The 22,207-nt window shown below is 58.4% G+C and carries 16 protein-coding genes and 1 tRNA gene; 13 read left to right on the forward strand and 4 right to left on the reverse strand.

The window, feature by feature from the left end; translation table 11 throughout:
- Positions 1-15: 15 nt before the first annotated feature.
- From ACWPM9_RS18015 to ACWPM9_RS18025, 3 genes are all read left to right on the forward strand, one after another.
- Positions 16-3,525, forward strand: a complete 3,510-nt coding sequence (locus tag ACWPM9_RS18015) for a hybrid sensor histidine kinase/response regulator (protein ID WP_484756027.1) — start codon at positions 16-18, stop codon at positions 3,523-3,525.
- A 153-nt stretch (positions 3,526-3,678) separates the two neighbouring features.
- On the forward strand, positions 3,679-4,116 hold the full coding sequence (locus ACWPM9_RS18020) for an FKBP-type peptidyl-prolyl cis-trans isomerase (RefSeq protein ID WP_484756028.1): 438 nt from the start codon (positions 3,679-3,681) through the stop codon (positions 4,114-4,116).
- A 379-nt stretch (positions 4,117-4,495) separates the two neighbouring features.
- A complete protein-coding gene (locus ACWPM9_RS18025; RefSeq protein ID WP_484756029.1) occupies positions 4,496-5,938 on the forward strand; it encodes a hypothetical protein in 1,443 nt (480 codons plus the stop codon).
- A 91-nt stretch (positions 5,939-6,029) separates the two neighbouring features.
- On the opposite strand, the gene ACWPM9_RS18030 is transcribed toward ACWPM9_RS18025, so the two are convergent.
- Positions 6,030-7,736 (reverse strand): glycoside hydrolase family protein, encoded by a 1,707-nt coding sequence (locus ACWPM9_RS18030; protein WP_484756030.1) that lies wholly within the window; start codon positions 7,734-7,736, stop codon positions 6,030-6,032.
- Between the two features lie 382 nt (positions 7,737-8,118).
- On the opposite strand from ACWPM9_RS18030, the gene ACWPM9_RS18035 reads away from it, so the two are divergent.
- The 7 genes from ACWPM9_RS18035 (at position 8,119) to ACWPM9_RS18065 (ending at position 16,788) form a co-directional block, all read left to right on the forward strand.
- Positions 8,119-8,841 carry a FadR/GntR family transcriptional regulator gene (locus tag ACWPM9_RS18035; protein WP_428186020.1) on the forward strand — a complete coding sequence of 241 codons (723 nt, stop codon included), beginning with the start codon at positions 8,119-8,121 and terminating at the stop codon, positions 8,839-8,841.
- A 104-nt stretch (positions 8,842-8,945) separates the two neighbouring features.
- Positions 8,946-10,457: an ABC transporter substrate-binding protein gene (locus ACWPM9_RS18040; RefSeq protein WP_484756031.1), complete on the forward strand. Its 1,512-nt coding sequence runs from the start codon at positions 8,946-8,948 to the stop codon at positions 10,455-10,457.
- Between the two features lie 66 nt (positions 10,458-10,523).
- A complete protein-coding gene (locus ACWPM9_RS18045) occupies positions 10,524-11,471 on the forward strand; it encodes an ABC transporter permease (protein WP_484756032.1) in 948 nt (315 codons plus the stop codon).
- Positions 11,468-12,343: an ABC transporter permease gene (locus ACWPM9_RS18050; protein ID WP_484756033.1), complete on the forward strand. Its 876-nt coding sequence runs from the start codon at positions 11,468-11,470 to the stop codon at positions 12,341-12,343. Before ACWPM9_RS18045 ends, ACWPM9_RS18050 begins: the two co-directional genes overlap by 4 nt.
- A gap of 27 nt (positions 12,344-12,370) precedes the next feature.
- Positions 12,371-14,152, forward strand: coding sequence for a gamma-glutamyltransferase family protein (locus ACWPM9_RS18055; RefSeq protein ID WP_484756034.1), 1,782 nt, complete (start codon positions 12,371-12,373; stop codon positions 14,150-14,152).
- 3 nt (positions 14,153-14,155) lie between these two features.
- The gene (locus ACWPM9_RS18060; RefSeq protein WP_484756035.1) at positions 14,156-14,959 is read left to right on the forward strand and encodes a DUF1028 domain-containing protein; all 804 of its coding nucleotides are present in this window, start codon (positions 14,156-14,158) and stop codon (positions 14,957-14,959) included.
- Entirely contained in the window at positions 14,938-16,788 is a 1,851-nt protein-coding gene (locus tag ACWPM9_RS18065) for an ABC transporter ATP-binding protein (RefSeq protein WP_484756036.1), read from the forward strand. Before ACWPM9_RS18060 ends, ACWPM9_RS18065 begins: the two co-directional genes overlap by 22 nt.
- A gap of 144 nt (positions 16,789-16,932) precedes the next feature.
- Here the strand turns inward: ACWPM9_RS18065 and ACWPM9_RS18070 are convergent.
- Both ACWPM9_RS18070 and ACWPM9_RS18075 read right to left on the reverse strand, forming a co-directional pair.
- Positions 16,933-17,008: transfer RNA gene (locus tag ACWPM9_RS18070), tRNA-Thr, on the reverse strand.
- 127 nt (positions 17,009-17,135) lie between these two features.
- Entirely contained in the window at positions 17,136-18,095 is a 960-nt protein-coding gene (locus tag ACWPM9_RS18075) for an NAD(P)H-dependent flavin oxidoreductase (RefSeq protein WP_484756037.1), read from the reverse strand.
- Between the two features lie 159 nt (positions 18,096-18,254).
- Between ACWPM9_RS18075 and ACWPM9_RS18080 the strand changes: the two genes are divergently transcribed.
- A complete protein-coding gene (locus tag ACWPM9_RS18080) occupies positions 18,255-18,386 on the forward strand; it encodes a hypothetical protein (protein ID WP_484756038.1) in 132 nt (43 codons plus the stop codon).
- A gap of 1 nt (position 18,387) precedes the next feature.
- Positions 18,388-19,611 carry a hypothetical protein gene (locus ACWPM9_RS18085; RefSeq protein WP_484756039.1) on the forward strand — a complete coding sequence of 408 codons (1,224 nt, stop codon included), beginning with the start codon at positions 18,388-18,390 and terminating at the stop codon, positions 19,609-19,611.
- Positions 19,612-19,665: 54 nt separating this feature from the next.
- On the opposite strand, the gene ppk2 is transcribed toward ACWPM9_RS18085, so the two are convergent.
- Positions 19,666-20,541: a polyphosphate kinase 2 gene (gene ppk2, locus ACWPM9_RS18090; RefSeq protein ID WP_428186029.1), complete on the reverse strand. Its 876-nt coding sequence runs from the start codon at positions 20,539-20,541 to the stop codon at positions 19,666-19,668.
- A 179-nt stretch (positions 20,542-20,720) separates the two neighbouring features.
- Here ppk2 and phoR point away from each other — a divergent pair, with 179 nt between their 5' ends.
- Positions 20,721-22,025 (forward strand): phosphate regulon sensor histidine kinase PhoR, encoded by a 1,305-nt coding sequence (gene phoR, locus ACWPM9_RS18095; RefSeq protein ID WP_484756040.1) that lies wholly within the window; start codon positions 20,721-20,723, stop codon positions 22,023-22,025.
- Positions 22,026-22,207 lie beyond the last annotated feature (182 nt).

Genomic DNA, 22,207 nt, shown 5'->3' on the forward strand with positions numbered 1-22,207 from the left:
TGCGAGGGAGGGCGCGTGCTTCCAGGATGGATCATCATCTCGTCTGCCGTTGCCTATCTGTTGCTGCTATTTGCAGTGGCAAGCTATGGCGACAGGCGCACACGCCTCAGTGGTGTGCCGGCCAAGGGACGGCCGATCGTCTATGCGCTGAGTCTGGCCATCTACTGCACGTCGTGGACCTATTTCGGCGGTGTGGGACTGGCGGCGGAACGCGGACTGGAATTTACCGGCATCTATATCGGCCCCATTCTGGTGTTTACGCTGGGGATGCCGTTTCTTCGACGCCTGATCGAGGTGGCCAAGGCTGAAAAGCTGATTTCGGGTGCCGATTTCATTGCCGCTCGCTACGGCAAGAACCCGATCGTGGGCATGCTGGTGACGCTGATCTCGCTGGTCGGGACCATTCCGTATATCGCCCTGCAACTGAAGGCGATCTCATCCTCCGTTTCGGCGATGGTCGATCCATCCGAATACGGGATTGGCACCGGCAACCTCTATTTTATCGACCTGCCGCTGGTGGTTGCGCTTTCGCTTGCGTGCTTTGCAGTCATCTTCGGTACGCGACACACCGACGCCACGGAGCATCAGGACGGCCTGATCCTGGCCATTGCAATGGAATCGGTCGTCAAGCTGCTCGCCTTCTGGACGCTCGGCATGTTCGTGCTGTTTGGACTGTTCGACGGGGTGTCGGACCTTCTGGCCAAGGCGAGCGCTTCCACGGAAGTGATGTCAGCACTTTCGCATGAGACACCAATCAGCCGGTGGGTGCTGCTGATTGCCCTTTCCGCCTTTGCCGTCGTGATGCTGCCCCGACAGTTTCATGTGACGGTGGTGGAGAACCGCACGCCACAGGAACTGCGCCTGGCCGGCATATTGCTTCCGCTTTATCTCGTGGCGATCAATATATTCGTTCTGCCGGCTGCAATCAGCGGAATTCTGACCTTTGGCGGCGGAGGCGATGCGGACCTTTACGTGCTGTCCTTGCCACTCCATGCGGAAATGCCGTTCATTTCGCTGATCACCTTTCTCGGCGGCTTTTCAGCGGCGACGGCCATGGTGATCGTTGCCTCGGTCGCACTTTCGATCATGGTCTCGAATGACATCGTGCTGCCGGTCTTCCTCAGGCAAAAGCTGATCGGCAAACACAGCCATCGATCCGATTTCGCCCGCCCGCTCCTGCAGATCCGCCGCACGGCGATCTTTGCCATCATGCTTCTGGGCTATGCCTATTATCGTTCCGCTGACAGCACGTCGGGCCTTGCGTCCATCGGCCTCTTGTCCTTCGCGGCCATTGCCCAGATCGCGCCTTCGCTGATCGGAGGTCTGATCTGGCGTCGGGCCAATGCCAGGGGTGCGATCGCCGGGCTTTCCACTGGCTTCTTCGTGTGGTGCTACCTGCTGTTTCTTCCCAGTTTCGGAACGGACAACAACACCCATGTGGCTTCGGCTGTCCTGTCTTTCCTCTTTCCGGGAACCGGCCTTTTTGATGCTGAGGGATCCGATCCTTTCGTCAACGCCACGCTTTTGAGCCTGATCATCAACACAGCTGCCTTTGTGCTCGGGTCGCTCAGCCGCAATCCGCGACCGGTGGAGCGGATACAGGCGGGTATCTTCGTGAAACGACACCCGCGCTCGCAACTTGCCGCACGCGGGTGGAAAACGCGGGTGAGTGTCGGCGATCTGAAGGCAGCTATCGCGCGTTATCTCGGCGATGAACGCATGCAACGTTCGATGCGCAGCTATGAGCAGGCCAGCGGACGGCGGCTGGACGATGACATGGCCGCCGATATGGCGCTGATCCATTTCTCCGAGCAATTACTCGGCAGCGCCATCGGATCGTCATCGGCGCGTCTCGTGCTGTCACTCATCTTGCAAAAGGCGGAAGACACCTCCGCCGATACCGCCTGGTTGCTCGATCAGGCCAGCGAAGCGCTGCAGTACAACCAGGATATGATGCACACCGCGTTGTCGCAGATGGATCAGGGCATTGCCGTGTTCGATGCCAACCACTGCATGACGATCTGGAACCGTCGGTTCCGCAGTCTGCTGGATCTGCCCGAGCATGTTGGGCAAGTCGGTTTTCCACTCACGGATATTCTGGCAATCCTGTCTGCCCGTGGCGACCTGGACAGCAAGGAGGAAGCGCAAATCCTGCAGACGTTCCAGAAGTTCGACAAGCCTTTCCGGCTGTCGCTTGGTAACGGCGCGCGGATTGTCGAGGTACGCTCCAACGCCATGCCGGACAGGGGCATCGTTGCCACCTTCACCGACATTTCCTCGCAGGTTGCGGCGGACCAGGCGCTGAAGCAGGCGAATGAGACACTGGAACAGCGTGTGAGCGAGCGCACAGCCGAACTGACATTGGTCAACCATGCCCTGGCCGAGGCAAGGGCATCTGCCGATGAAGCCAATATTGGCAAGACACGTTTCTTTGCGGCTGCCGGCCACGATATTCTCCAGCCACTCAACGCGGCGCGTCTCTATTCCTCATCTCTGGTGGAGCGGCTGGGCGTATCGGACGACAGCGCGCTGGTGCGCAATATCGATTCAGCGCTGGAGTCGGTAGAAACCATCCTGGGCGCTGTTCTCGATATTTCGCGGCTCGATACCGGCGCCATGAAGCCGCGATTGGCGACAGTGCCGCTGCAGCAATTGCTGGAACGGATCGAAACCGATTTCCAGCCCATTGCGCGCGAGAAGAACCTCAAACTCGTGGTCATGCCGACCTCCCTCAGCGTGCGATCCGACCCCAATCTTTTGCGTCGACTGATCCAGAACCTGGTTTCCAATGCCATCAAATACACGCCTGAGGGCCGCGTGCTGGTTGGCGCGCGTCGGGATGGAAAAAGCGTTATCATTCAGGTGATGGATTCCGGCATTGGCATTCCCTCGTCGAAGTTCCGGACTGTGTTCAAAGAGTTCGCGCGTCTGGATGAGGGGGTAAAGACTGCCTCGGGACTTGGGCTCGGTCTATCCATCGTGGATCGCATTTCGCGTGTGCTCAACCACCCGGTGAAGCTATCCTCCACGCCGGGAAAGGGCACGACGTTCCGCATTCACATGCCACTCGATCAGAGCATGCCCGTGCAAGCCGGCGGCGCAGACAAGCCCGTGACGGACCGCCTGCCGCAATCGCTGAAGGGCTTTCGCGTTGTTTGCATAGACAACGAGGAAAAGATCCTGGAGGGCATGAAGCTTTTGATTTCGGGATGGGGATGCAGCGTGGATTGTGCGGCATCTGTGGAAGCACTGGATCAATATTTCGAGGGACGCTCGTCACCGCCCGATGTGGTCATTGCCGATTACCATCTGGGGGACGGCAGCGGAATCGGTGCGATCTTGCGTTTGCGAGCCCATTACAAACAGGACATACCGGCGCTTCTGATTACGGCGGACCGCACGCAGGATGTCCGAAGCGAGGCGGAAAAGCACAATATCGCCATCCAACACAAGCCGGTGCGGCCAGCAGCGCTGAGGGCCTATCTCACCCAATTATCCGGACTTAAGCGCACTGCCGCCGAGTGAAACAAGCGGCAAAAATAGCCCGTAATTTGCAATCACGGACACGACTGCCTAAATTGACAGTGCTTGTGCCTCGAGAGGTGCAAATTCATCCGACGCCACGTCAGGCATGTCGTGGCGACCACAACTCTCCATTCCAGCCACAAGGAAAAGACGATGACACAAGCCAAATCCGGTGACACCGTCCGCATTCATTATATCGGTAGCCTGACGGACGGCACGACGTTCGACAGTTCACGCGGGCGTGACCCGTTGCAGTTCCAAGTCGGTTCCGGCCAGATCATTTCCGGCCTTGATCGCGAAATCGATGGCATGGAACTCGGTGCCAAGCAGACTGTCACAGTACCCGCTGACGATGCCTATGGTCAGCGAGATCCCAACCGCGTTCAGACTGTTCCGCGTGCTGCCATTGCGCCTGAAGTATCGCTTGAGCCTGGCCTTCAGCTTCAGGCCCAGAGTGCAACCGGTACGCCTGTCACCGTTGTGGTAACGGAAGTTGCCGACGAAACGGTGACCGTCGATGCCAATCATCCGCTTGCGGGTCAGGATCTCGTGTTCGAGGTCGAACTCGTCGAGATCGTCAAAGCGGCCTAATATCCAACACCAGCGGCTGCACTGTTTTGCGTGTGGCCGCTGCCTGTTCTACACCTCTCGCAATCTATTTGAGCCGCCATATCAGCCTAACTAAATTAGATATCAATTTATAATATTTGTATCCACGGCGAGCTGGAACCTGATCGGCTATTCTACTACGCAAGAAGAAATATGCGCATTTCACATATTTCAAAAGCATCCAGATGCGTACATTCCTGTGCAAAATACATCCATAGGAAAAAGTTTCTTTGACGCAAAACCTGGGCGCGTACATCATCATGATGATGAGACGTCTTCATTTTGACGACCCAGATAATATTAGAAGAGATATTCAATATTCGTAATATTACCTAAACATTGACACAGGAGCGAGGGGCGAATGGTCATGGGGTTTTTCCGCCGTACGGACGATTCCGGCAAACCGAATGCTGACACGACAGGCGGCGCCTATTCCGCAAGATCAGATCTAGAGACATTTCATTCGTTTGGTGCAGTGATTGCTGAAAGCGAGATGTCTTCGCAGGATCTGCTTTCAGGTCTTGGCGGCTTGCAGGAGCGCATTGCGACACTTCTTCGCGAACATGGCCTTGCCATAGATGAACTCTCAGGACTGAAGAGCGAGCGCGCGCGCATAACGTCATTACTCGAATACGAGACGACGACCCGCAGCCGGCTTGAAACGGAAAACAACCAGCTTTCTTCGGAAAACAAAGAGCTCAAATACGACAACAGCCAGATCAAGCTCGAGCTTGACGAATTGCGGGAAAGGAGCGTTCAGCTTCAGACGCTTTACGACGCCAATGCCCGCGACCTCGAATTGACACAGAAACGACTGAGTGATGTCAGTCGCGAACTGGATGAGCGTGTTTCGCAATACGACAATGCTGCGGCCTTGATGAAGCGGGCGCATCAGGATCTGGATCAACGCAATCGCGAAATCCTGAACCTGCGTGAAAAATACGAGAACGAGCGCACCGCGCATCAGGTGCTGTCGGAGACATCGCGTCGGGAGTCGGAAACGCAAACGCGCGACCTTGCGCGCCTCACAGAAGAGCGCACAGAGCTGAAAAAGCGGCTGGCCGATCAAGAAAATCAGACGCGGTCGATTTCGACCGAGGCGATGGGCCTTCGCCAGGAGATCTCGTTTACCGTCGACAAGCTCAAGCGTGCCCAGTCCGAACTGGAAAATCTCCGTAGTGCGTCATCCGTTGAAATCGCGCAGTTGACGACACGTCAGGAAGCGACGGCGTCGAAAGCCGAACTGGTGGAAAAACTACTGGTGACCGCACGTGCCCGGTCAAAGTCGGCCGAAGACGAATTGCAGGGCCTGCGCAACGAGTTGAAGGAAAGCAAGTCAGAGCTTGCGACCGCGACGCTCCGCGCCGAGCGTCTGGCCAACGAACTGGCAAGCTTGCGCAGTGAAACGGCCGAAGACGAGGGTGCGAGGCGGGAATTGCAGTTGCAGGCGAGCGAATTCAATACCCGTATGCGGGATGCTGAAAATCTGCGCATCAAACGGGAGCGGGAATACGAAGCTGCAAAGCGCGACCTCGATCACCGTGCCTTCGGCGACAAGGACGAGATACGCCAGCTTCGCACGACCAATGAAGGACTTCGGGCGGAAATCAATCAGCTCAAGGCAGAAGTCGCCATTCTTTCAGGCCAGCTCAATGTGGCCCGGACCGGGCGCAGCGGCCAGCCAGCGACGATGCCCAAGGCGAGCTATGAGGAATGGGTGCCCAATACGGCAGAAGCACCTCGCCCGATTATTGAACTTTCAGAAGAAAGCCTTCGCAAGCCAAGCCCCTCGCTGGAGACCTGATTGCTCTGGCGCGAACACGCAAAGTCAAGCCTGGGAACCGAAAGCCGACCGCAATGCGGTCGGCTTGCCACATAGCGGCTCGTTTCGACCTCTAAAGCCTCAGCGCCCAGATGGTGGCGTGAGAGACAACGCCGGGGTCGGATTTCAGGCGCGCCGATCGAACGGGCTCGAAACCGTCGATGCGCTTGGTCCCTGTCCAGCGTCCGTGATCGGCAAAGACCTCGATGGATCCATAATCCAGGAAAATCCGGATGCGCTTGGGTTTGGCGCGCGCTGCAATGTAGGACGGCGAAGGCTTGTCGCCCTGCTTGTGGACAATGGACAGGCCTTCATCGTTCAACACGACGGAGAGATCGACTGTTGGATGGTCGAACTCAAGCGTGAAGTGCGCGCCCGGTTCATTGAGTTCGAACAGCAGTTCAATCCCGCCATTGACGAAAGTGACAAAGTCGCCGGCCGCGAGACGCGTGCGGTCGAGGATGTGACTGCGAAGACTTTCAGCAGCGCCGATGGGCGGTGTGCGTAACACGCCATCAGAGAATTGCAGCAGCCTTGGCAGCGTCATTGCGGTTGGGAAATCGACAGCCGGTCCTGTATCGGCCCAGTTCGCGAGCCAGCCGATACCCACGGCGGAATCGCCATCACGAAAGGCCTGGAAGGCATAATTATCCGTGCCGAAATCGAGCTCTTTCTCGCTTTCCATCGTGAAGGTCTGTCCGTCGAACCAGCCGACATCTGCCATTGTCAGGTTCTTGCGCCCCGTCACCTTGTCTTCGCTGGTCATCAATCCATAGATCAAAACCCAGCGCGTGCTGGGATCGGTGGCATGACCATCCAGCGGCAAGAGACACGGGCACTCGATCGCCGTTGTCTCATAGCGCTTTTCCACCAGCAGCTTGCCACGATAGGTCCAGCCGCTTGCAGCCGTCATATCCTCGGTATCGTAGAGGAGGATGACACCCCCCTGATCGCTCTGGCTGCCAAGCAGCATCTTCCACAGGCCATCCGGCCCCTTGAACACATAAGGATCGCGAAAATCGCTGGTGAGACCCTCGTTCTTCGGACGTTCTCCCAGCAGCATTTCCGCATGACCGGCGCTGAAGAGATCCGGCGAAACCGCCGTCATCTGGATTTCCGGCTCGGGCTCGCGGCCTTTTTCCTGCTCCGTGAAGAAGACGCGAATGCCGGGACCATTGGCCAAGGGAATGGCCGATCCGGAAAATGCACCACCGCGCTTGTCCGGACGGGCGCGCAGGGCTTCCGACGGAAACAGGAAGATCGGCAGGTGACGCCAGCGCAGATAATCCGACGACACCGCATGGCCCCAATGCATGTTGTTCCATTGCAGACCGTGGGAATAATGCTGGTAGAAGAGATGGGGGCGACCGCCGAAGCGGCCGAAACCATTGGGATCGTTCATCCAGCCGAAAGGTGGGCGAAAATGGTACCCGTCGACCAGCTCCGGCGGCGCATTGCCCGTATTGGTGTGCAACACGGTGATGCCCGTTTCCAGAACATCCGTCGGTGTAAACCAGTATGCCACAGAGATGGATGTGGTATCCTGGTCATATTGCAGCTCGATATGGCCGCCACCGAAGACGTGATAGATGCGGAATTCATATTCCTCGTGATTGGTCGCCATCACATCGCCGAACTTGCCGTTCTGGCTGATCAGGGAGATTGATCCAGGAGCTTCCGGTGCCACGGCTTTCAGCCATATGTGCAGCGTTGCATTGACCGGCATATCGGCGTGAAGGCTTCTGAGGCTGTCCGCGCGAGGCGCGTCCCGTTCCGTCATCGACTTTCCTTTTCCTGATTTGATCGTGATTTGCGTGCAGTGCAAAACCTAAAGAACAAAAGCACGGCAAGCAAATGGTCGTCATTTGCTGCGTGCCTTACGGCGCGAAGGCCCGTGTGGCACTTGGCCAGCATAACGCTGGCCGGTGGGGCATCAGCAGCCGGTTTCGCGGTTGCTTGAGTGTCAAAGAGCTAAGTCTCAAGGGGAGCGGATTGTTCCGTTCATCGAGGACTGCCAAACGGCGCGAGTTGAAAATTCCGACCACAACCGCTGCATAAATTATCAGCAAAAGAATGATTGCTCAAAAAACCAGCTTGACGTGCCCGCTCATTTTGTCTTCTTTGAACCAATTAGAAATTGGTGCGAACCTTTGGGGAGCTTCATGCCACAAACCGAGAACTCCAATTACGCGCTGGAAAAGCTTCGCGACGTGTTGCACCAGGGCGAATTCGGAAACGATGGAAAGCTTCCGACCGAACGAACCCTTTCAGACAAGCTCGGCATCAGCCGACGTGCCGTGCGACGCGCTCTGGAAGTGCTGGAGGCCGAAGGTCTGATCTGGCGCAAGCAGGGTTCGGGCACCTATCTCGGGCAGAAGCCCAGCGATTGGGGCAATCATGTCGACAATATCGTGGCCGGCACCGACTTCATGGAAATCATGGAAGTTCGACTGCGGATCGAACCCCAGATCGCCCAACTGGCCGCGATGCGGGCCAAGGCCTCGGATATCGAGCGGATGCGTGAGCTTGCGCGCAAGATTACCGAGAGCGACGACGCCGACGCCAAGGAGTTGTGGGACGGGGCGTTGCACCGCCAGATCGCCCTGGCCGCAGGAAACCAGCTGTTTCTCTCAATCTTCGATGTCGTGAACCGTGTGCGCCAGGACGATGCGTGGCAGACCATCCGTGAGCGCGCCCGCTCGATCAGCGGCACCATGGCCCATTCCAACGCGCAGCATGCCGCCCTCATTGAAGCCATTGCCGCGCGCGATCCGGCACGGGCCGGCGAATGCATGCGCATGCACCTGTTGATGCTGCAAGAACGACTTATCCGTCAAACATCCATGGACCATTTAGGCCCGGAGACAGTTGCCGAGGCCTCCTGAGTTTGCCGACCACGTTTCCCGCCCCTGCGGGGCGGCTCCCGAAAAGCCGGACTCATAACCGGTTAAGCGACGAAACCCGAAACCATCAGAGGAAGATCAATACTATGAAAACATTGACCCGACTTACGACCGCGCTGCTGGCAACAACGCTGTTTGCCATGCCTCTCTCCGCCGCCGAACTCAAGATCGGCCTTCAGAGCGATGCCGACGTGCTGGACCCCGCACAATCGCGCACCTTTGTCGGTCGCATCGTCTACACCGCCATGTGCGACAAGCTCGTGGACGTGACACCAGAATTGAAGATCGTTCCGCAGCTCGCGACCTCGTGGACGTGGTCTGACGATGGCAAGGTGCTGACAATGGAACTGCGCGACGGCGTCAAGTTTCAGGACGAAACCGAATTCAATGCCGATGCCGTGGTCTACACGATCAACCGCAACATGACGCTCGATGTATCCCGTCGCAAGAGCGAGCTTTCCTCCATCGACAAGGTCGAAGCGACCGGCCCGCTGGAAGTCACCTTTACCCTGAAACAGCCGGACGCAACTCTGCTTGCCCAGCTTTCCGACCGTGCGGGAATGATGGTTTCGCCCAAGGCCGCAGAAGAACTTGGCGCCAACTTCGGCGAGCATCCGGTCTGCGCAGGCCCGTTCAAGTTTGCGGAGCGGGTTCAACAGGACCGTATCGTCCTGGAGAAATTTGCCGACTACTGGGACGCCGACAATGTCTTCATCGACAAGGTTACATATTTGCCGATCCCGGACACGACCGTTCGTCTGGCTAACCTGCGTTCCGGCGACCTCGACATGATCGAGCGTCTGGCAGCGAGCGACGCCCAGTCCGTCAAGGACGATCCAAACCTTGCCTATGAAGCGGTGGTCAACATCGGCAATATGGGCATTTACGTCAATGTGGGCAACGGAGCAAAGGCCGACAGCCCGATGGGTAAGGACAAGCGTCTGCGTCAGGCCTTTTCGCTGGCCATCGACCGCGATGCGTTGATGAATATCGTCTATGAGGGAACCGCCGTTGCCGGCAACCAACCCTTCCCTCCATCGAGCCCCTGGTATGACAAGGATCTTCCGGTTCCGGCCCGCGACATTGCCAAGGCGAAAGAATTGATGAAGGAAGCTGGCGTCGAGACAGTCGATGTCGAGATGCAGATCCCGAACAATCCGGTCGCGCAGCAGATGATGCAGATCGTCCAGTCCATGGTGGCTGAAGCTGGCTTCAATGTGAGCCTGAAGTCGACCGAGTTTGCGACACTTCTGTCTGAACAGACGGCTGGTAACTATGAACTGAGCCGCTCGGATTGGTCCGGCCGTGTCGATCCTGACGGCAACATCCATCAGTTCGTCACCTGCAATGGCGGCATCAACGACACGCATTACTGCAACCCGAAGGTCGATGAGTTGCTGAATGCCGCACGCTCTACAAATGATGAGGCGGCGCGCAAGGAGAAATACGACGCAGCTCAGGTGATCCTCGATGACGACCTGCCGATCATCTATATGGGCCACCAGTCCTGGATCTGGGCACTCAACAAGAAGATCACCGGCTTCGTTCCGTCGCCCGACGGTATGATCCGCGTGGTCGGAATGAAGAAAGAAGACTGATCTTGCTTACCCTGCCGCGCGGGACAACCCGCGCGGCACTCCAATTTCCAAAGAAAGAGCGCCGAAATGCCCGTCTACATCGGAAAGCGCCTGCTGGTTGCGATACCGACGCTGCTGATCATATCGATCTTCGTGTTTTCGCTGCAAAAGCTGCTGCCGGGAGATCCTGTTCTGGCGCTCGCGGGCGAGGATCGCTCGCCCGAATTGCTGGAAGCATTGAGAGCGAAGTATCATCTCAATGACCCGATCCTGCTGCAATATTGGAACTGGTTGCTGGACGCCCTGCGTGGCGACCTCGGCATATCGCTGCGCACCAACCAGCCGGTGCTGGAATTGATCGGGCAAAAGCTGCCGGTGACGATCCAGCTGGCTTTCATGTCGATGGTCTTTGCCTTCGTGATCGGTGTTCCGACCGGCATTCTGGCGGCAGTCAAAAAGGGCTCGGTCATCGACTACATCGCCAATTTCGTGGCTTTGTCGGGGCTCTCCATTCCGAATTTCTGGCTTGGCATCATGCTGATCCTGCTGGTGTCGGTGAACCTCGGCTGGCTGCCGGCTTCAGGTTATGAATCGCCATTCGTCGACCCAATTCGCTCGATCGAAACCATGTTGATGCCGTCCTTCGTGCTGGGCTCGGCCCTGGCTGCCACTTTGATGCGGCACACACGCTCCGCCATGCTGACGGTTCTGCGCTCCGATTACATTCGAACAGCGCGTGCCAAGGGGCTTTCCTGGCGCGAGGTCGTGCTCTCCCACGCATTCCGCAATGCCCTGCTGCCGATCGTGACACTCAGCGCTCTGATGTTTGGAGAATTGCTGGCCGGGGCGGTGCTGACCGAGCAGATCTTTACCATTCCAGGATTTGGCAAGCTGATCGTCGACGCCGTTTTCAACCGCGATTATGCGGTGGTCCAGGGCATCGTGCTTTGCACCGCCATCGGATTCATCCTGATGAACCTCGTTGCCGACATTCTCTATGTCCTTCTCAACCCACGTCTGAGGGCTTCGCTATGAGTGCCGCCGATACATCCGTTGCCGTGGAGGCCGAAGATCGCCGCGAAAGCCGTGTGTGGAAAAAGCTGAAGCGCAATCCAAGCGCGATCCTCGGCTTTGCCATCATCCTTTTCTTCACGGCGATCGCCGTTCTCGCTCCGCTGCTGCCCGTGGACGATCCGCTGGCCGCAAGCTGGGGCGCCATTCGCAAGGCACCGAATGCCCAATATCTGATGGGAACCGATGAACTTGGCCGTGACATTCTCTCACGTATGATCTGGGGGGCGCAGGCCTCGCTGATGGCAGGCACGATATCGGTCGCCATCGCGATCGTCACTGGCGTGCCTTTCGGTCTGCTGGCCGGCTATTTCGGTGGGTGGGTGGATGTCGTGATCTCGCGCATCACCGAAGCATTTCTGGCCCTGCCCTTCCTCGTCATGGCCATCGCGCTTGCAGCCTTTCTCGGGCCAAGCCTGATGAACGCGATGATCGCCATCGGGCTTTCGGCCATGCCGGTCTTCATTCGGCTAACCCGTGGCCAGGTGATTACGGTTAAAACGGAAGACTATATCGAGGGTGCACGCGCCATCGGGCTCAACCATTTCGAGATCATGACACGTTATGTGCTGCCCAATATCGTGGCGCCGATCATCGTGCAGGCCACGCTCACGGTGGCGACCGCAATCATTGCCGAAGCCAGTCTTTCCTTTCTCGGTCTCGGGCAGCAGCCGCCGGCCCCCTCCTGGGGCTCGATGCTGAACGTCGCCAAGAACTTCCTGACCCAGGCGCCCTGGATGGCCATGTTCCCCGGCATCGCGATCTTTCTCGTCGTGATCGGCTTCAATCTTCTTGGTGACGGTCTGCGCGATGCGCTCGATCCGCGCGAAACCTGACATTCCCGCCTGAAAGGTATAATTTGCATGTCTGAATTCACTACCCGTCCGGAAATTCTCGGCACTGTCGGCGTCGTCACATCGACCCACTGGATTGCATCAGCTGTCGGCATGAGCCTGCTCGAAAAAGGCGGCAATGCGTTTGATGCAGCCGTTGCCACGGGTTTCGTGCTGCAGGTTCTCGAGCCACATCTGAACGGCCCGGGCGGCGACATGCCGGCGATCATCTATTCGGCCAAGACCAAGAAGGTCGAGGTGATCTGCGCGCAGGGTCCGGCACCGGCCGGTGCCACCATCGAGCATTATACGCGTGAAGGCATCAAGATCATTCCGGGCGACGGCCTGCTTGCAACGGTGATCCCGGGTGCCTTTGACGGCTGGATGCTAATGCTGCGCGACTATGGCCGCATGAGCGTGCGCGACGTGCTGGAGCCGGCGATCCATTATCTCGAACACGGTCACCCGACGCTACCGCGCGTCTCTGCGACCATCAAGGGACTGGCAGACTTCTTCGAAAAGGAATGGCCAACATCGCATGCCACCTGGCTGCCGGGCGGCAAGGCACCGGAGGCCGAAAGCCTGTTTTGCAACCCCGTGCTCGCGGACACCTGGAAGCGGGTGATTGCCGAGGCTGAAAGTGTGTCCGGTCGTGAAGCGCAGATCGAAAAGGCACGCGACGCTTTTTATCGAGGCTTTGTGGCCGAGGCGATCGACGACTACCTGCAGACCGCCGAAGTGATGGATGCCAGCGGAACCAAGCACAAGGGCGTGCTGACGGCTGACGACATGGCTGGCTGGCAGGCAACCATCGAGGAGCCGGCCACATATGACTATCACGGCTGGACCGTTGCCAAGCAACAGCCCTGGGGGCAAGGCCCGGTTCTCCTCCAGTCACTCGCTCTCTTGAAGGGTTTCGATATCGCGGCGATGGACCCGTGCGGCGCGGATTTCGTGCATACCGTGGTGGAAGCCATGAAGCTCGCCTATGCCGACCGCGAAGTCTATTACGGCGATCCGAAATTCTCGACGGTTCCGCTCGATACGCTGCTGTCGGACGCCTATAATGACGAACGGCGCAAGCTGATCGGCAAGACGGCATCGATGGATCTGCTGCCCGGCAAACTGCCCGGCTTTGAAGCCCAGTACGATACGACAATGGATATGCTCAATGGCATGGAGCAAGGGGCCGTCTACGAGCCCACCATGTCGCATCTCACCGAAAAGCGCGGCGATACCGTGCATATCGACGTGATCGACAAGGAAGGCAATATGGTGTCGGTGACGCCGTCCGGCGGCTGGTTGCAATCGTCACCGATCGTTCCGGGCCTTGGTTTCTGTCTCAATTCCCGCGCCCAGATGTTCTGGCTGAAGGAAGGTCTTCCGACATCCTTGAAGCCCGGCATGCGGCCCCGGACAACTCTCACACCGTCACTGGCATTGTTCGAGGGTCGCCCGACGCTCTCCTTCGGTACACCGGGCGGCGACCAGCAGGATCAATGGCAGCTGTCATTCTTCCTGCGCTATGTGCATCATCGTCAGAACCTGCAGGCGGCCATCGACATGCCGTTGTTCCACACCATGCACTTTCCGGGCTCCTTTTATCCGCGCACACGCGAGCCGGGCAATGTTATGATCGAGAAGAATATTGGAGAGGCAGTGCTGGCCGAACTTGCGGCCCGGGGCCACAAACTGGCGCCTGCGGAGCCGTGGACAGTGGGACGACTGACGGCAGCACGTCGGGACGAGAACGGCCTGATGCGGGCGGCGGCAACGCCGCGCCTGATGCAGGCCTATGCCATCGGGAGATAGGTCATGACCTGGTCGATTGTCGCACGAGATCCTGCAAGCGGTTATCTGGGTATCGCTGTCGCCAGCCGTTTCTTTGCGGCCGGCGCTGTCGTGTCCCATATTCGCGGCGGGATTGGCGCAATCGCCACTCAGGCATTCATCAATCCGACCTACGGCATTGACGGGTTGGAATTGCTCGACCGCGGCTACCAACTCACCGAAATCCTCTGTCGCCTGACCTCTCGTGACGATGGCTCCGCACAAAGACAACTGCACCTGATCGATGCACAGGGCCATAATCATGCCTTTACGGGTGAACTCTGCATGGACTGGGCAGGACATATTGTGTCTCAGGACGTCTCCGTTGCAGGCAATATGCTGGTGGGACCGCAGGTGATTGAGGCAACGCTTGATGCATACCAGGCGAATGCCGAGCTTCCTTTCGCCGAGCGTCTGCTGATGGCAATGGACGCCGGCGAGGCGGAGGGTGGCGACAGACGCGGGCGCCAGTCGGCCGCGCTCAAGATCCATCGTGATCAGGACTATCCCTGGCTCGATCTCAGGGTCGACGACCATGCCGAACCGCTCGTCGAACTGCGCAGGCTCTATGCGGTCGCGCAGGAGCGCTTCGTCTATATCGCCGACACCATGCCGACGCGGCTCAACCCGCATGGCATGATCGACCGTCGGGAAATCGACACGAAAATTGCCGAACTCGAAGCGAAGCGGATTGCCGAGGGCATCGCATCGGCATCCTTCGCCACCCCCCTTAAACAACCTGACGACAGGCTGGCCGCTCCCCGGAGATGCCCGCGACAAGCAAAGTGACCGCCATGCAGGATACACCTTCAGCCGAACCCGTTCTCTCCGTTGAGGGATTGACCACGTCCTTCAAAGTCGACGGCGAATGGCGCACGGTCGTTCGCGACATCTCCTTCAGGGTGATGCCGGGAGAAACCGTGGCTATTGTGGGAGAGAGCGGGTCGGGCAAAAGCGTGACCTCGCTGTCGATCCTGCGATTGCTGGCCGCGGAGTCGAGCCGCATAGACGGTCGCGTGATATTGAACGGGCGCGACCTGACAGCGCTTTCGGAAAAAGACATGCAGGCGGTGCGCGGCAACGAGATCGCCATGATCTTTCAAGAGCCGATGACGAGCCTCAATCCGATCTTCACCATTGGTCGGCAAATCTCGGAGGTGCTGACGCGGCACAAGGGGCTGTCGCGCACCGAGGCCCGCGCCGAGACGGTGCGCCTTCTGGAAAAGGTTCGCATTCCAAACGCCGGTACACGCTTTGACGAATATCCGCACCAGTTTTCCGGCGGCATGCGTCAGCGCGTGATGATTGCCATGGCGCTTGCCTCCAGACCAAAGCTTTTGATCGCCGACGAACCGACCACCGCTCTGGACGTCACCATTCAGGGACAGATCCTCGATCTGATCAAGGAGTTGCAGCAGGAAGAAGGCATGGCAGTGCTCTTCATAACCCACGACATGGGCGTGGTGGCCGAGATCGCCGACCGCACCGTGGTAATGCTGCGCGGAGATCTGGTGGAAGAAGGTCCGACATCGGAGATCTTCGCCAACGGACACCATGTCTACACGAGGGCGCTGCTCGCTTCTGTGCCGAAACTTGGCTCGATGGATGGACAAGCTCTGCCGCTGCGCTTTCCCGTGATCGACATGCAAAGCGGTGTGACCACGCCGCCGCAACCGATGGAAAATACCGTGGGGCGGGGCAAGACGCCGATCCTGTCGGTGAAGAACCTTGTGACCCGCTTCGACATCCGTGGCGGTCTGTTCAACCGCAAGACCGGCGCCGTGCACGCGGTGGAAGATGTGTCCTTCGACGTGTTCCAGGGGGAGACACTATCGCTCGTGGGTGAATCCGGCTGCGGAAAATCGACGACCGGTCGCTCCATCGCCCGGCTGGTGGAGCCGGTCGGCGGCGAAATCCAGCTCAACGGCTATGATGTGCGCGCTCTTTCTGGGCCTGATATCCGCGCCATGCGCAAAAGCGTGCAGATGGTGTTTCAGGATCCCTATTCCAGTCTCAACCCGCGCATGACAGTGGGGCAGGCGATCGCCGAACCCTTTCTCAAGCACAAGCTTGGATCGCAGGCAGACGCGCGGGAAAAGACCGCCGATCTTTTGAACCGCGTGGGCCTGTCTGCCTCGATGATGAACCGCTATCCGCACGAGTTTTCCGGTGGTCAGCGTCAGCGCATCGCCATTGCCCGCACCCTGTCACTCGATCCGAAGGTGATCATTGCCGATGAAAGCGTGTCTGCACTTGATGTTTCCATCAAGGCCCAGGTTTGCAATCTGCTGATGGACCTGCAGGAAGAATTCAAGATTGCGTTCCTGTTTATCAGTCATGACATGGCGGTGGTGGAACGGGTCAGCCACCGGGTGGCCGTCATGTATCTCGGCGAAATCGTGGAGATCGGCCCGCGCGCCGCCATCTTCGGCAATCCGCAGCACGACTACACGCGCAAACTCATCGCTGCAGTGCCGGTCCCCGATCCCGCCCGACGCAACCTGAAGCGCAACGCGGCGATCGACGACCTGAAGAGCCCCATTCGCCCGATCGGATATGTGCCGCCGAGAGCCAGGTATCGGGAAGTGGATGACGGACATTTCGTCAAGGTGGGGTGAGGCGAAACACCGGCGGAATGCAGCGCGCGGAATGCGTGACTGCATCTGCATGGATTTATCTCGGCGCATGTTCGGCACGAGGTTGTCACCCATGTCTCAGGTACGCGATGTTACCTATGTCTTCGGTATGGACAATGGAAGAAGTGGTGCCGCTTGCAGGACTCGAACCTGCGACCCCATCATTACGAATGATGTGCTCTACCACCTGAGCTAAAGCGGCATCGGCAAACCGGTGACCGGTTCGCGTTGGTGAGGCGCTGATACAGGGATCGCGCCGGAAATTCAAGCCGGGAATTCGGGGTGGCTTTGGTTTTTCGACAGACCGTGCAGCCGCCCCCCATTGCGGCTTAAAGAGAAAGCCTGGACCTGGCCGCGTTGTATTGGGCCTCCAGCCGGTCGACCAGGGCAGAGACCGGCTCCACTGCGTTGACCGCACCGACGCCCTGACCTGCACCCCAGATGTCCTTCCAGGCCTTGGCACCCGTTGTCGCCTTGTCGAAATCCATCTTGGAGGGATCGGCCACCGGCAGATTGTCGGGATCCATGCCGGAAGCGGCAATCGAACCCTTCAGATAATTGCCATGAATGCCGGTGAAGTAGTTGGAGTAGACGATATCTGTGGCATGGGCATCGACGATAGCCTGCTTGTAGGCATCGGCTGCGCGGGCTTCATCGGTCGCTATAAAGGGCGTCCCGATATAGGCCATGTCGGCACCCATGGCCTGCGCCGCGAGAACTGCATCGCCGGTGGCAATGGCGCCGGCCAAGAGCAGCGGGCCATCGAACCACTCACGGATTTCCTGAACCAGCGCAAAGGGTGAGAGCGTTCCAGCATGGCCGCCTGCCCCGGTTGCCACGGCGATGAGGCCATCGGCGCCCTTGCGGATGGCCGAATTGGCATGGCGGTTATTGATCACGTCGTGGAGCACGATGCCGCCATAGGAGTGGACGGCGGCATTCACCTCCGGCACGGCACCGAGCGAGGAGATGACAATCGGGACCTTGTATTTCACACACATCATCAAGTCGTGTTCGAGACGCTTGTTAGAGGTGTGGACGATCTGGTTCACGGCAAAGGGCGCTGCAGGCCTGTCGGGGTTGGCTGCATCGTGGGCGGCCAGATCCTCGGTGATCATGGCGAGCCATTCATCAAGCTGGCTTTCTGGACGGGCATTGAGTGCCGGAAAGGCTCCGACCACACCGGCCTTGCACTGGGCAAGTGTCAGTTCTGGATGGGAAATGATGAACAGGGGCGATGCCACCACGGGCAGCCTTAACTTGTCCTTCAGCACGGATGGCAGCGACATGGGTCTCCTCCCGAAATTCTTACGTTTACGATAACGTCAATTGCTAGCAGATCATCACCCTCGGTGGAAGACGTTTTGACGCGAAGCCATGCCTTTCAATTTCGCCCCTCCCCCCTGAAACAGTGGCGCATTTACGGAAAATATGAGGGGTGATGGACCATGCATCGCAAAATTGCCGGGTTTATTGCTGCAGAAACGGCGCAAGGCTTGCGGATCAGCTATCCAGAGGCTACCGAATTCGAAGTGTCGCGTGGCCGCCTGTGCGGATGCGCCCAGCAGGAGTTTGACTAACGTGAGCGGATTGGAAACGGCCATCAGAACCGCATTGGAGCGCTCCGATCGCGCAAGCGCGGAAATGCGTGCGCGCATCTACCAGTCAGCGCGGCAAGCTCTGGAAGCCGGTTTGCGCAAGCAAAACATCACCGACGAGCAGGTCATCGATGAACAGCGCCACAAGCTCGAGGCCGTGATCCATACGGTGGAGCAGGAAGAGCGAGTGCGGCTCGACCTCGAGGCCTCCACCGTTGCAGCGCCCCCTGCTCAAACACCGGTGGCTCCTGCGCAAGCGCCATCGGCTCCGGCCGCGTCGTCGACGGCTGCGCGACAAGAGCCTGCCTTTGCTGCGGCCCAGCCGGAGGCGCCGCGCACCCCCGCCCCGCCGCGCCAGGACCCCACAATAGAGCCGATCCGCCACCAGCCTGCCCAAAATGCCGCCGATGGCGACTTCTCCGACCTGCGCGCCGAACGAGACACGCGTCTTGGCGAGGCACCGCCGCCGCTCAACGAGGCAAGCCATGCCCGTCGCCCGAAGGCAGCGCGCCTAGATGTGCCGCCCGAGCGTGCCGTTCGCCAGCCAAAAGGGCGGTCAAGAATATTCTCCCGCATGTTCGTCTTCGCCACGCTGTTTGCTGCAGTCGGTATCGGAGCATGGTGGCTCTATAGCGCTGACGTGTTCAAGAGCGCTGCGGAGCGCGATACCAGCGTGCCAAATCCGCCGCCCACCGTCCAGGAAGAGGATTACTCTGGAGAAAGCAATCCGGGCGCACCGGGCCCACAACAGGGCTTTTCAGATGACTGGATCGAGATTTTCAATGCGGACCAGATGTCGGCGGCGACGGCGGATGCACGCGCCAAGATCGATCTGGTGGAAACAGGCGACGGCAATGCCGTTCATCTGGTGTCCAGCGATCCTGGCACCGCTGGCAATGTCTCCATTCCCGTACCGGTGAATATCCTCAGGGAAATGGCGGGCAAGACATCGACAATCGCACTCACCATGCGCGCTGCCGGAGAAAAGCCGGAAACAATTGCGGTGGAATGCGACTTCGGGCGGATGGGCCGTTGCGCGCGCCACCGTTTCACCGTCAATCCGGATCAGATGGATATCCTTTTGAAAGTATCCTTCGACCGAGCCATAGCGCCCGCAAGTGCCGGCCAGCTTCTGATCAATTCAGATCTCATCGGAGGGGGCAAAGGGGTCGATCTCTATTCGATCCGTATTTTGCCGGGCAATTGAAGATACGCGCACTGTCGGGCGAGATGAACTCCACCGCGCCCGACCGGCACTCGACTACTGCCGGGGACCGCGACTGATCACCTTGTCGTCGTAGTCGCCGATGACCTTGTTGTCCTTACCGTCATAATCCAGGTTCTTCAGGATATGGCGAATGACATTGAGGCGTGCGCGGCGTTTGTCGTTCGACTTTACCACCGTCCAGGGTGCGTGGTCGGTATGAGTCTCCTTGAACATGCGGTCGCGCTTTTCCGTGTAATCATCCCACTTGGTGAGTGAGGCGATATCCATCGGCGACAGTTTCCACACCCTCAACGGATCGTGCCGTCGGTCGTGAAAACGCTCGATCTGCATTTCGCGACCGATATTGAGCCAGAACTTGAACAGGTGAATGCCTTCGTGGACGATCATCTTTTCGAAGGCCGGCGCCTCCTGCAAAAAGCGCTCATATTGCTCGTCGGTACAAAAGCCCATGACCGGTTCGACGCCAGCGCGATTATACCAGGACCGGTCGAACATCACGAATTCACCGGCACTTGGGAAATGCGCGATATAACGCTGGAAATACCATTGGGTGCTCTCGGTCTCGGTCGGCTTGGGTAGTGCTACAATGCGGGCATAGCGCGGGTTCATATAGGACCGCGTGGCATTGATGGTGCCGCCCTTGCCTGCTGCGTCGCGGCCCTCGAATATCGCCATGACGCGCGCACCGGTCGCCTGCTGCCACATCTGCACCTTGACCAGTTCACACTGCAAGGCTTCCAGCTCCTTCTCGTAATCGTCCTTCTTCATCTTCTTGTCGTAGGGATAGTCATCCGAGGCGAGAGCGACATCGTCAATCCATTTGGGCAGTTTCGGATCATCGATATCGAAGACCCGATGTTCTCCATCGAGTACGAGCTCGACCGAGCGATCCTTCTTTTCTTCACCCATGATGTTTCCTTTTTTGTTGTCGGTGGCGCATCCGGCGGCGGCATATCACCATATCGGCGAAGAGCACACCATTCCCGGTTTCCATTCAAGCATTTGATGATATCCAGTGCTGTGCCGCCCTGCCTAGTTTACGGGGATAGCGGGCCTGCACATCTGTCATGAAAGTGGATTATCAGCCATTGTCTAAGACATCATGGCTCGAATTGTTCCGCGAGGTAGACTTGAACGATCATTCCTCCATCTGGCGCATTCTGGCAGACAGGCTGCGCAGTCCCTGGGCCTTCCTGCTGATGGCTTGTGCCGCGCTGGTGGCGGCGGTGCTCAGCGAAATCGATCCTCTCGTTGCCTCGGTTCTATGGGCATTGACCCTGATCGTCGCCCTTGTCAGGGCGGGCGGGCGATCTCACAACGAGACGGTGCCCGAAAGGCTTGAACGCACGGCGGAACAACCGGTACGCGACGCTACACCATTGGCACGCAGTCTTATCGCAGCGCTGGACCAGCCGATCCTTATCCTGCGCGCAGACGGCAATATTGCAGCCCAGAACCCGGCCGCCGAAAAGGCATTCGGCATGATTGCCGCCAATCTTCACATCTCGACGCGTTTCAGATCACCCGGCATTCTAGACATGGTCCGCGAAACGATCGCCACGGGAGAGCCGAACCAGATCGAGCATTCCGAGCGCTTGCCGTCCGAGCGGGTTTATGTGGTGCGGGTTGCCCAGGCCGAACTGCCGGCCGATGAGGCACCACAGCCGCCTCTCTATCTTCTGTCTTTCCGCGACATTTCCGAACTGCGCCGCCTGGAGCGTATGCGCAGCGATTTCGTTGCCAATGCCAGCCATGAGCTGCGCACGCCTCTGGCATCGCTTCGAGGCTTCCTGGAAACACTGATGGGGCCTGCCAAGAACGACGCCAAGGCGCATGAGCGGTTCTTTGGCATCATGCTGGAACAGGCCAACCGGATGAGCCGGCTTGTCGACGACCTCCTGTCGCTATCGCGTCTTGAGCTCAAGGCACATATCGCCCCGGATGAGACCGTCGATCTCGTGCCCATGCTTGGTCATGTGCGCGATTCGCTTGCCCCGCTTGCCTCCGATCTGGGCGTCGAGATCCGCCTTCACATGCCGCAGAGCAAAGTGGAGGTAACGGGCGACCGCGACGAGTTGGTGCAGGTGTTCGAGAACCTGATCGAGAATGCCTGCAAATACGGCCAGGATGGCGAAACGGTCGATGTCTATGTCCGCAACGAGGACGGCCAGCCTGTCGAGGTGAGCATTGTCGACCACGGTCCGGGTATTCCGGCAGAGCATTTGCCGCGTCTGACGGAGCGTTTCTACAGGGTCAGCGTGACCGACAGCCGCTCTAAAAAAGGGACAGGTCTTGGCCTTGCCATCGTCAAACATATCCTCACCCGCCATCGCGCAAGGCTGGTTGTGAAATCCGAAGAGGGCAAGGGTGCCGAGTTTACCGTGCGATTTTGACATACAACTGCAATACTTGGCACCAAAACAGATATTATGTTCATATTTTTCAGCTGCTTAACATGTCACAAATGTTTCACGAAAGTGACATAAAAGGGTGGCGGAACGAGGGGTACTAAGTCCCTGTCGAACCGCGGTGTTAGTGAGCGCCGTGCTAGGTCGCATCCACACACAAGCCCATT

It is taken from the genome of Agrobacterium sp. H141 (assembly GCF_057158725.1).

Excerpts from the sequence above, each read along its gene's own strand:
- ppk2 (WP_428186029.1), bottom strand. The coding sequence starts at position 20,541 with ATGGGTGAAGAAAAGAAGGATCGCTCGGTCGAGCTCGTACTCGATGGA.
- ACWPM9_RS18050 (WP_484756033.1), top strand. The coding sequence starts at position 11,468 with ATGAGTGCCGCCGATACATCCGTTGCCGTGGAGGCCGAAGATCGCCGC.
- ACWPM9_RS18065 (WP_484756036.1), top strand. The coding sequence starts at position 14,938 with ATGCCCGCGACAAGCAAAGTGACCGCCATGCAGGATACACCTTCAGCC.
- ACWPM9_RS18030 (WP_484756030.1), bottom strand. The coding sequence starts at position 7,736 with ATGACGGAACGGGACGCGCCTCGCGCGGACAGCCTCAGAAGCCTTCAC.
- ACWPM9_RS18035 (WP_428186020.1), top strand. The coding sequence starts at position 8,119 with ATGCCACAAACCGAGAACTCCAATTACGCGCTGGAAAAGCTTCGCGAC.
- ACWPM9_RS18080 (WP_484756038.1), top strand. The coding sequence starts at position 18,255 with ATGCATCGCAAAATTGCCGGGTTTATTGCTGCAGAAACGGCGCAAGGC.
- ACWPM9_RS18055 (WP_484756034.1), top strand. The coding sequence starts at position 12,371 with ATGTCTGAATTCACTACCCGTCCGGAAATTCTCGGCACTGTCGGCGTC.
- ACWPM9_RS18060 (WP_484756035.1), top strand. The coding sequence starts at position 14,156 with ATGACCTGGTCGATTGTCGCACGAGATCCTGCAAGCGGTTATCTGGGT.
- ACWPM9_RS18025 (WP_484756029.1), top strand. The coding sequence starts at position 4,496 with ATGGTCATGGGGTTTTTCCGCCGTACGGACGATTCCGGCAAACCGAAT.
- ACWPM9_RS18045 (WP_484756032.1), top strand. The coding sequence starts at position 10,524 with ATGCCCGTCTACATCGGAAAGCGCCTGCTGGTTGCGATACCGACGCTG.
- ACWPM9_RS18075 (WP_484756037.1), bottom strand. The coding sequence starts at position 18,095 with ATGTCGCTGCCATCCGTGCTGAAGGACAAGTTAAGGCTGCCCGTGGTG.
- ACWPM9_RS18020 (WP_484756028.1), top strand. The coding sequence starts at position 3,679 with ATGACACAAGCCAAATCCGGTGACACCGTCCGCATTCATTATATCGGT.
- ACWPM9_RS18040 (WP_484756031.1), top strand. The coding sequence starts at position 8,946 with ATGAAAACATTGACCCGACTTACGACCGCGCTGCTGGCAACAACGCTG.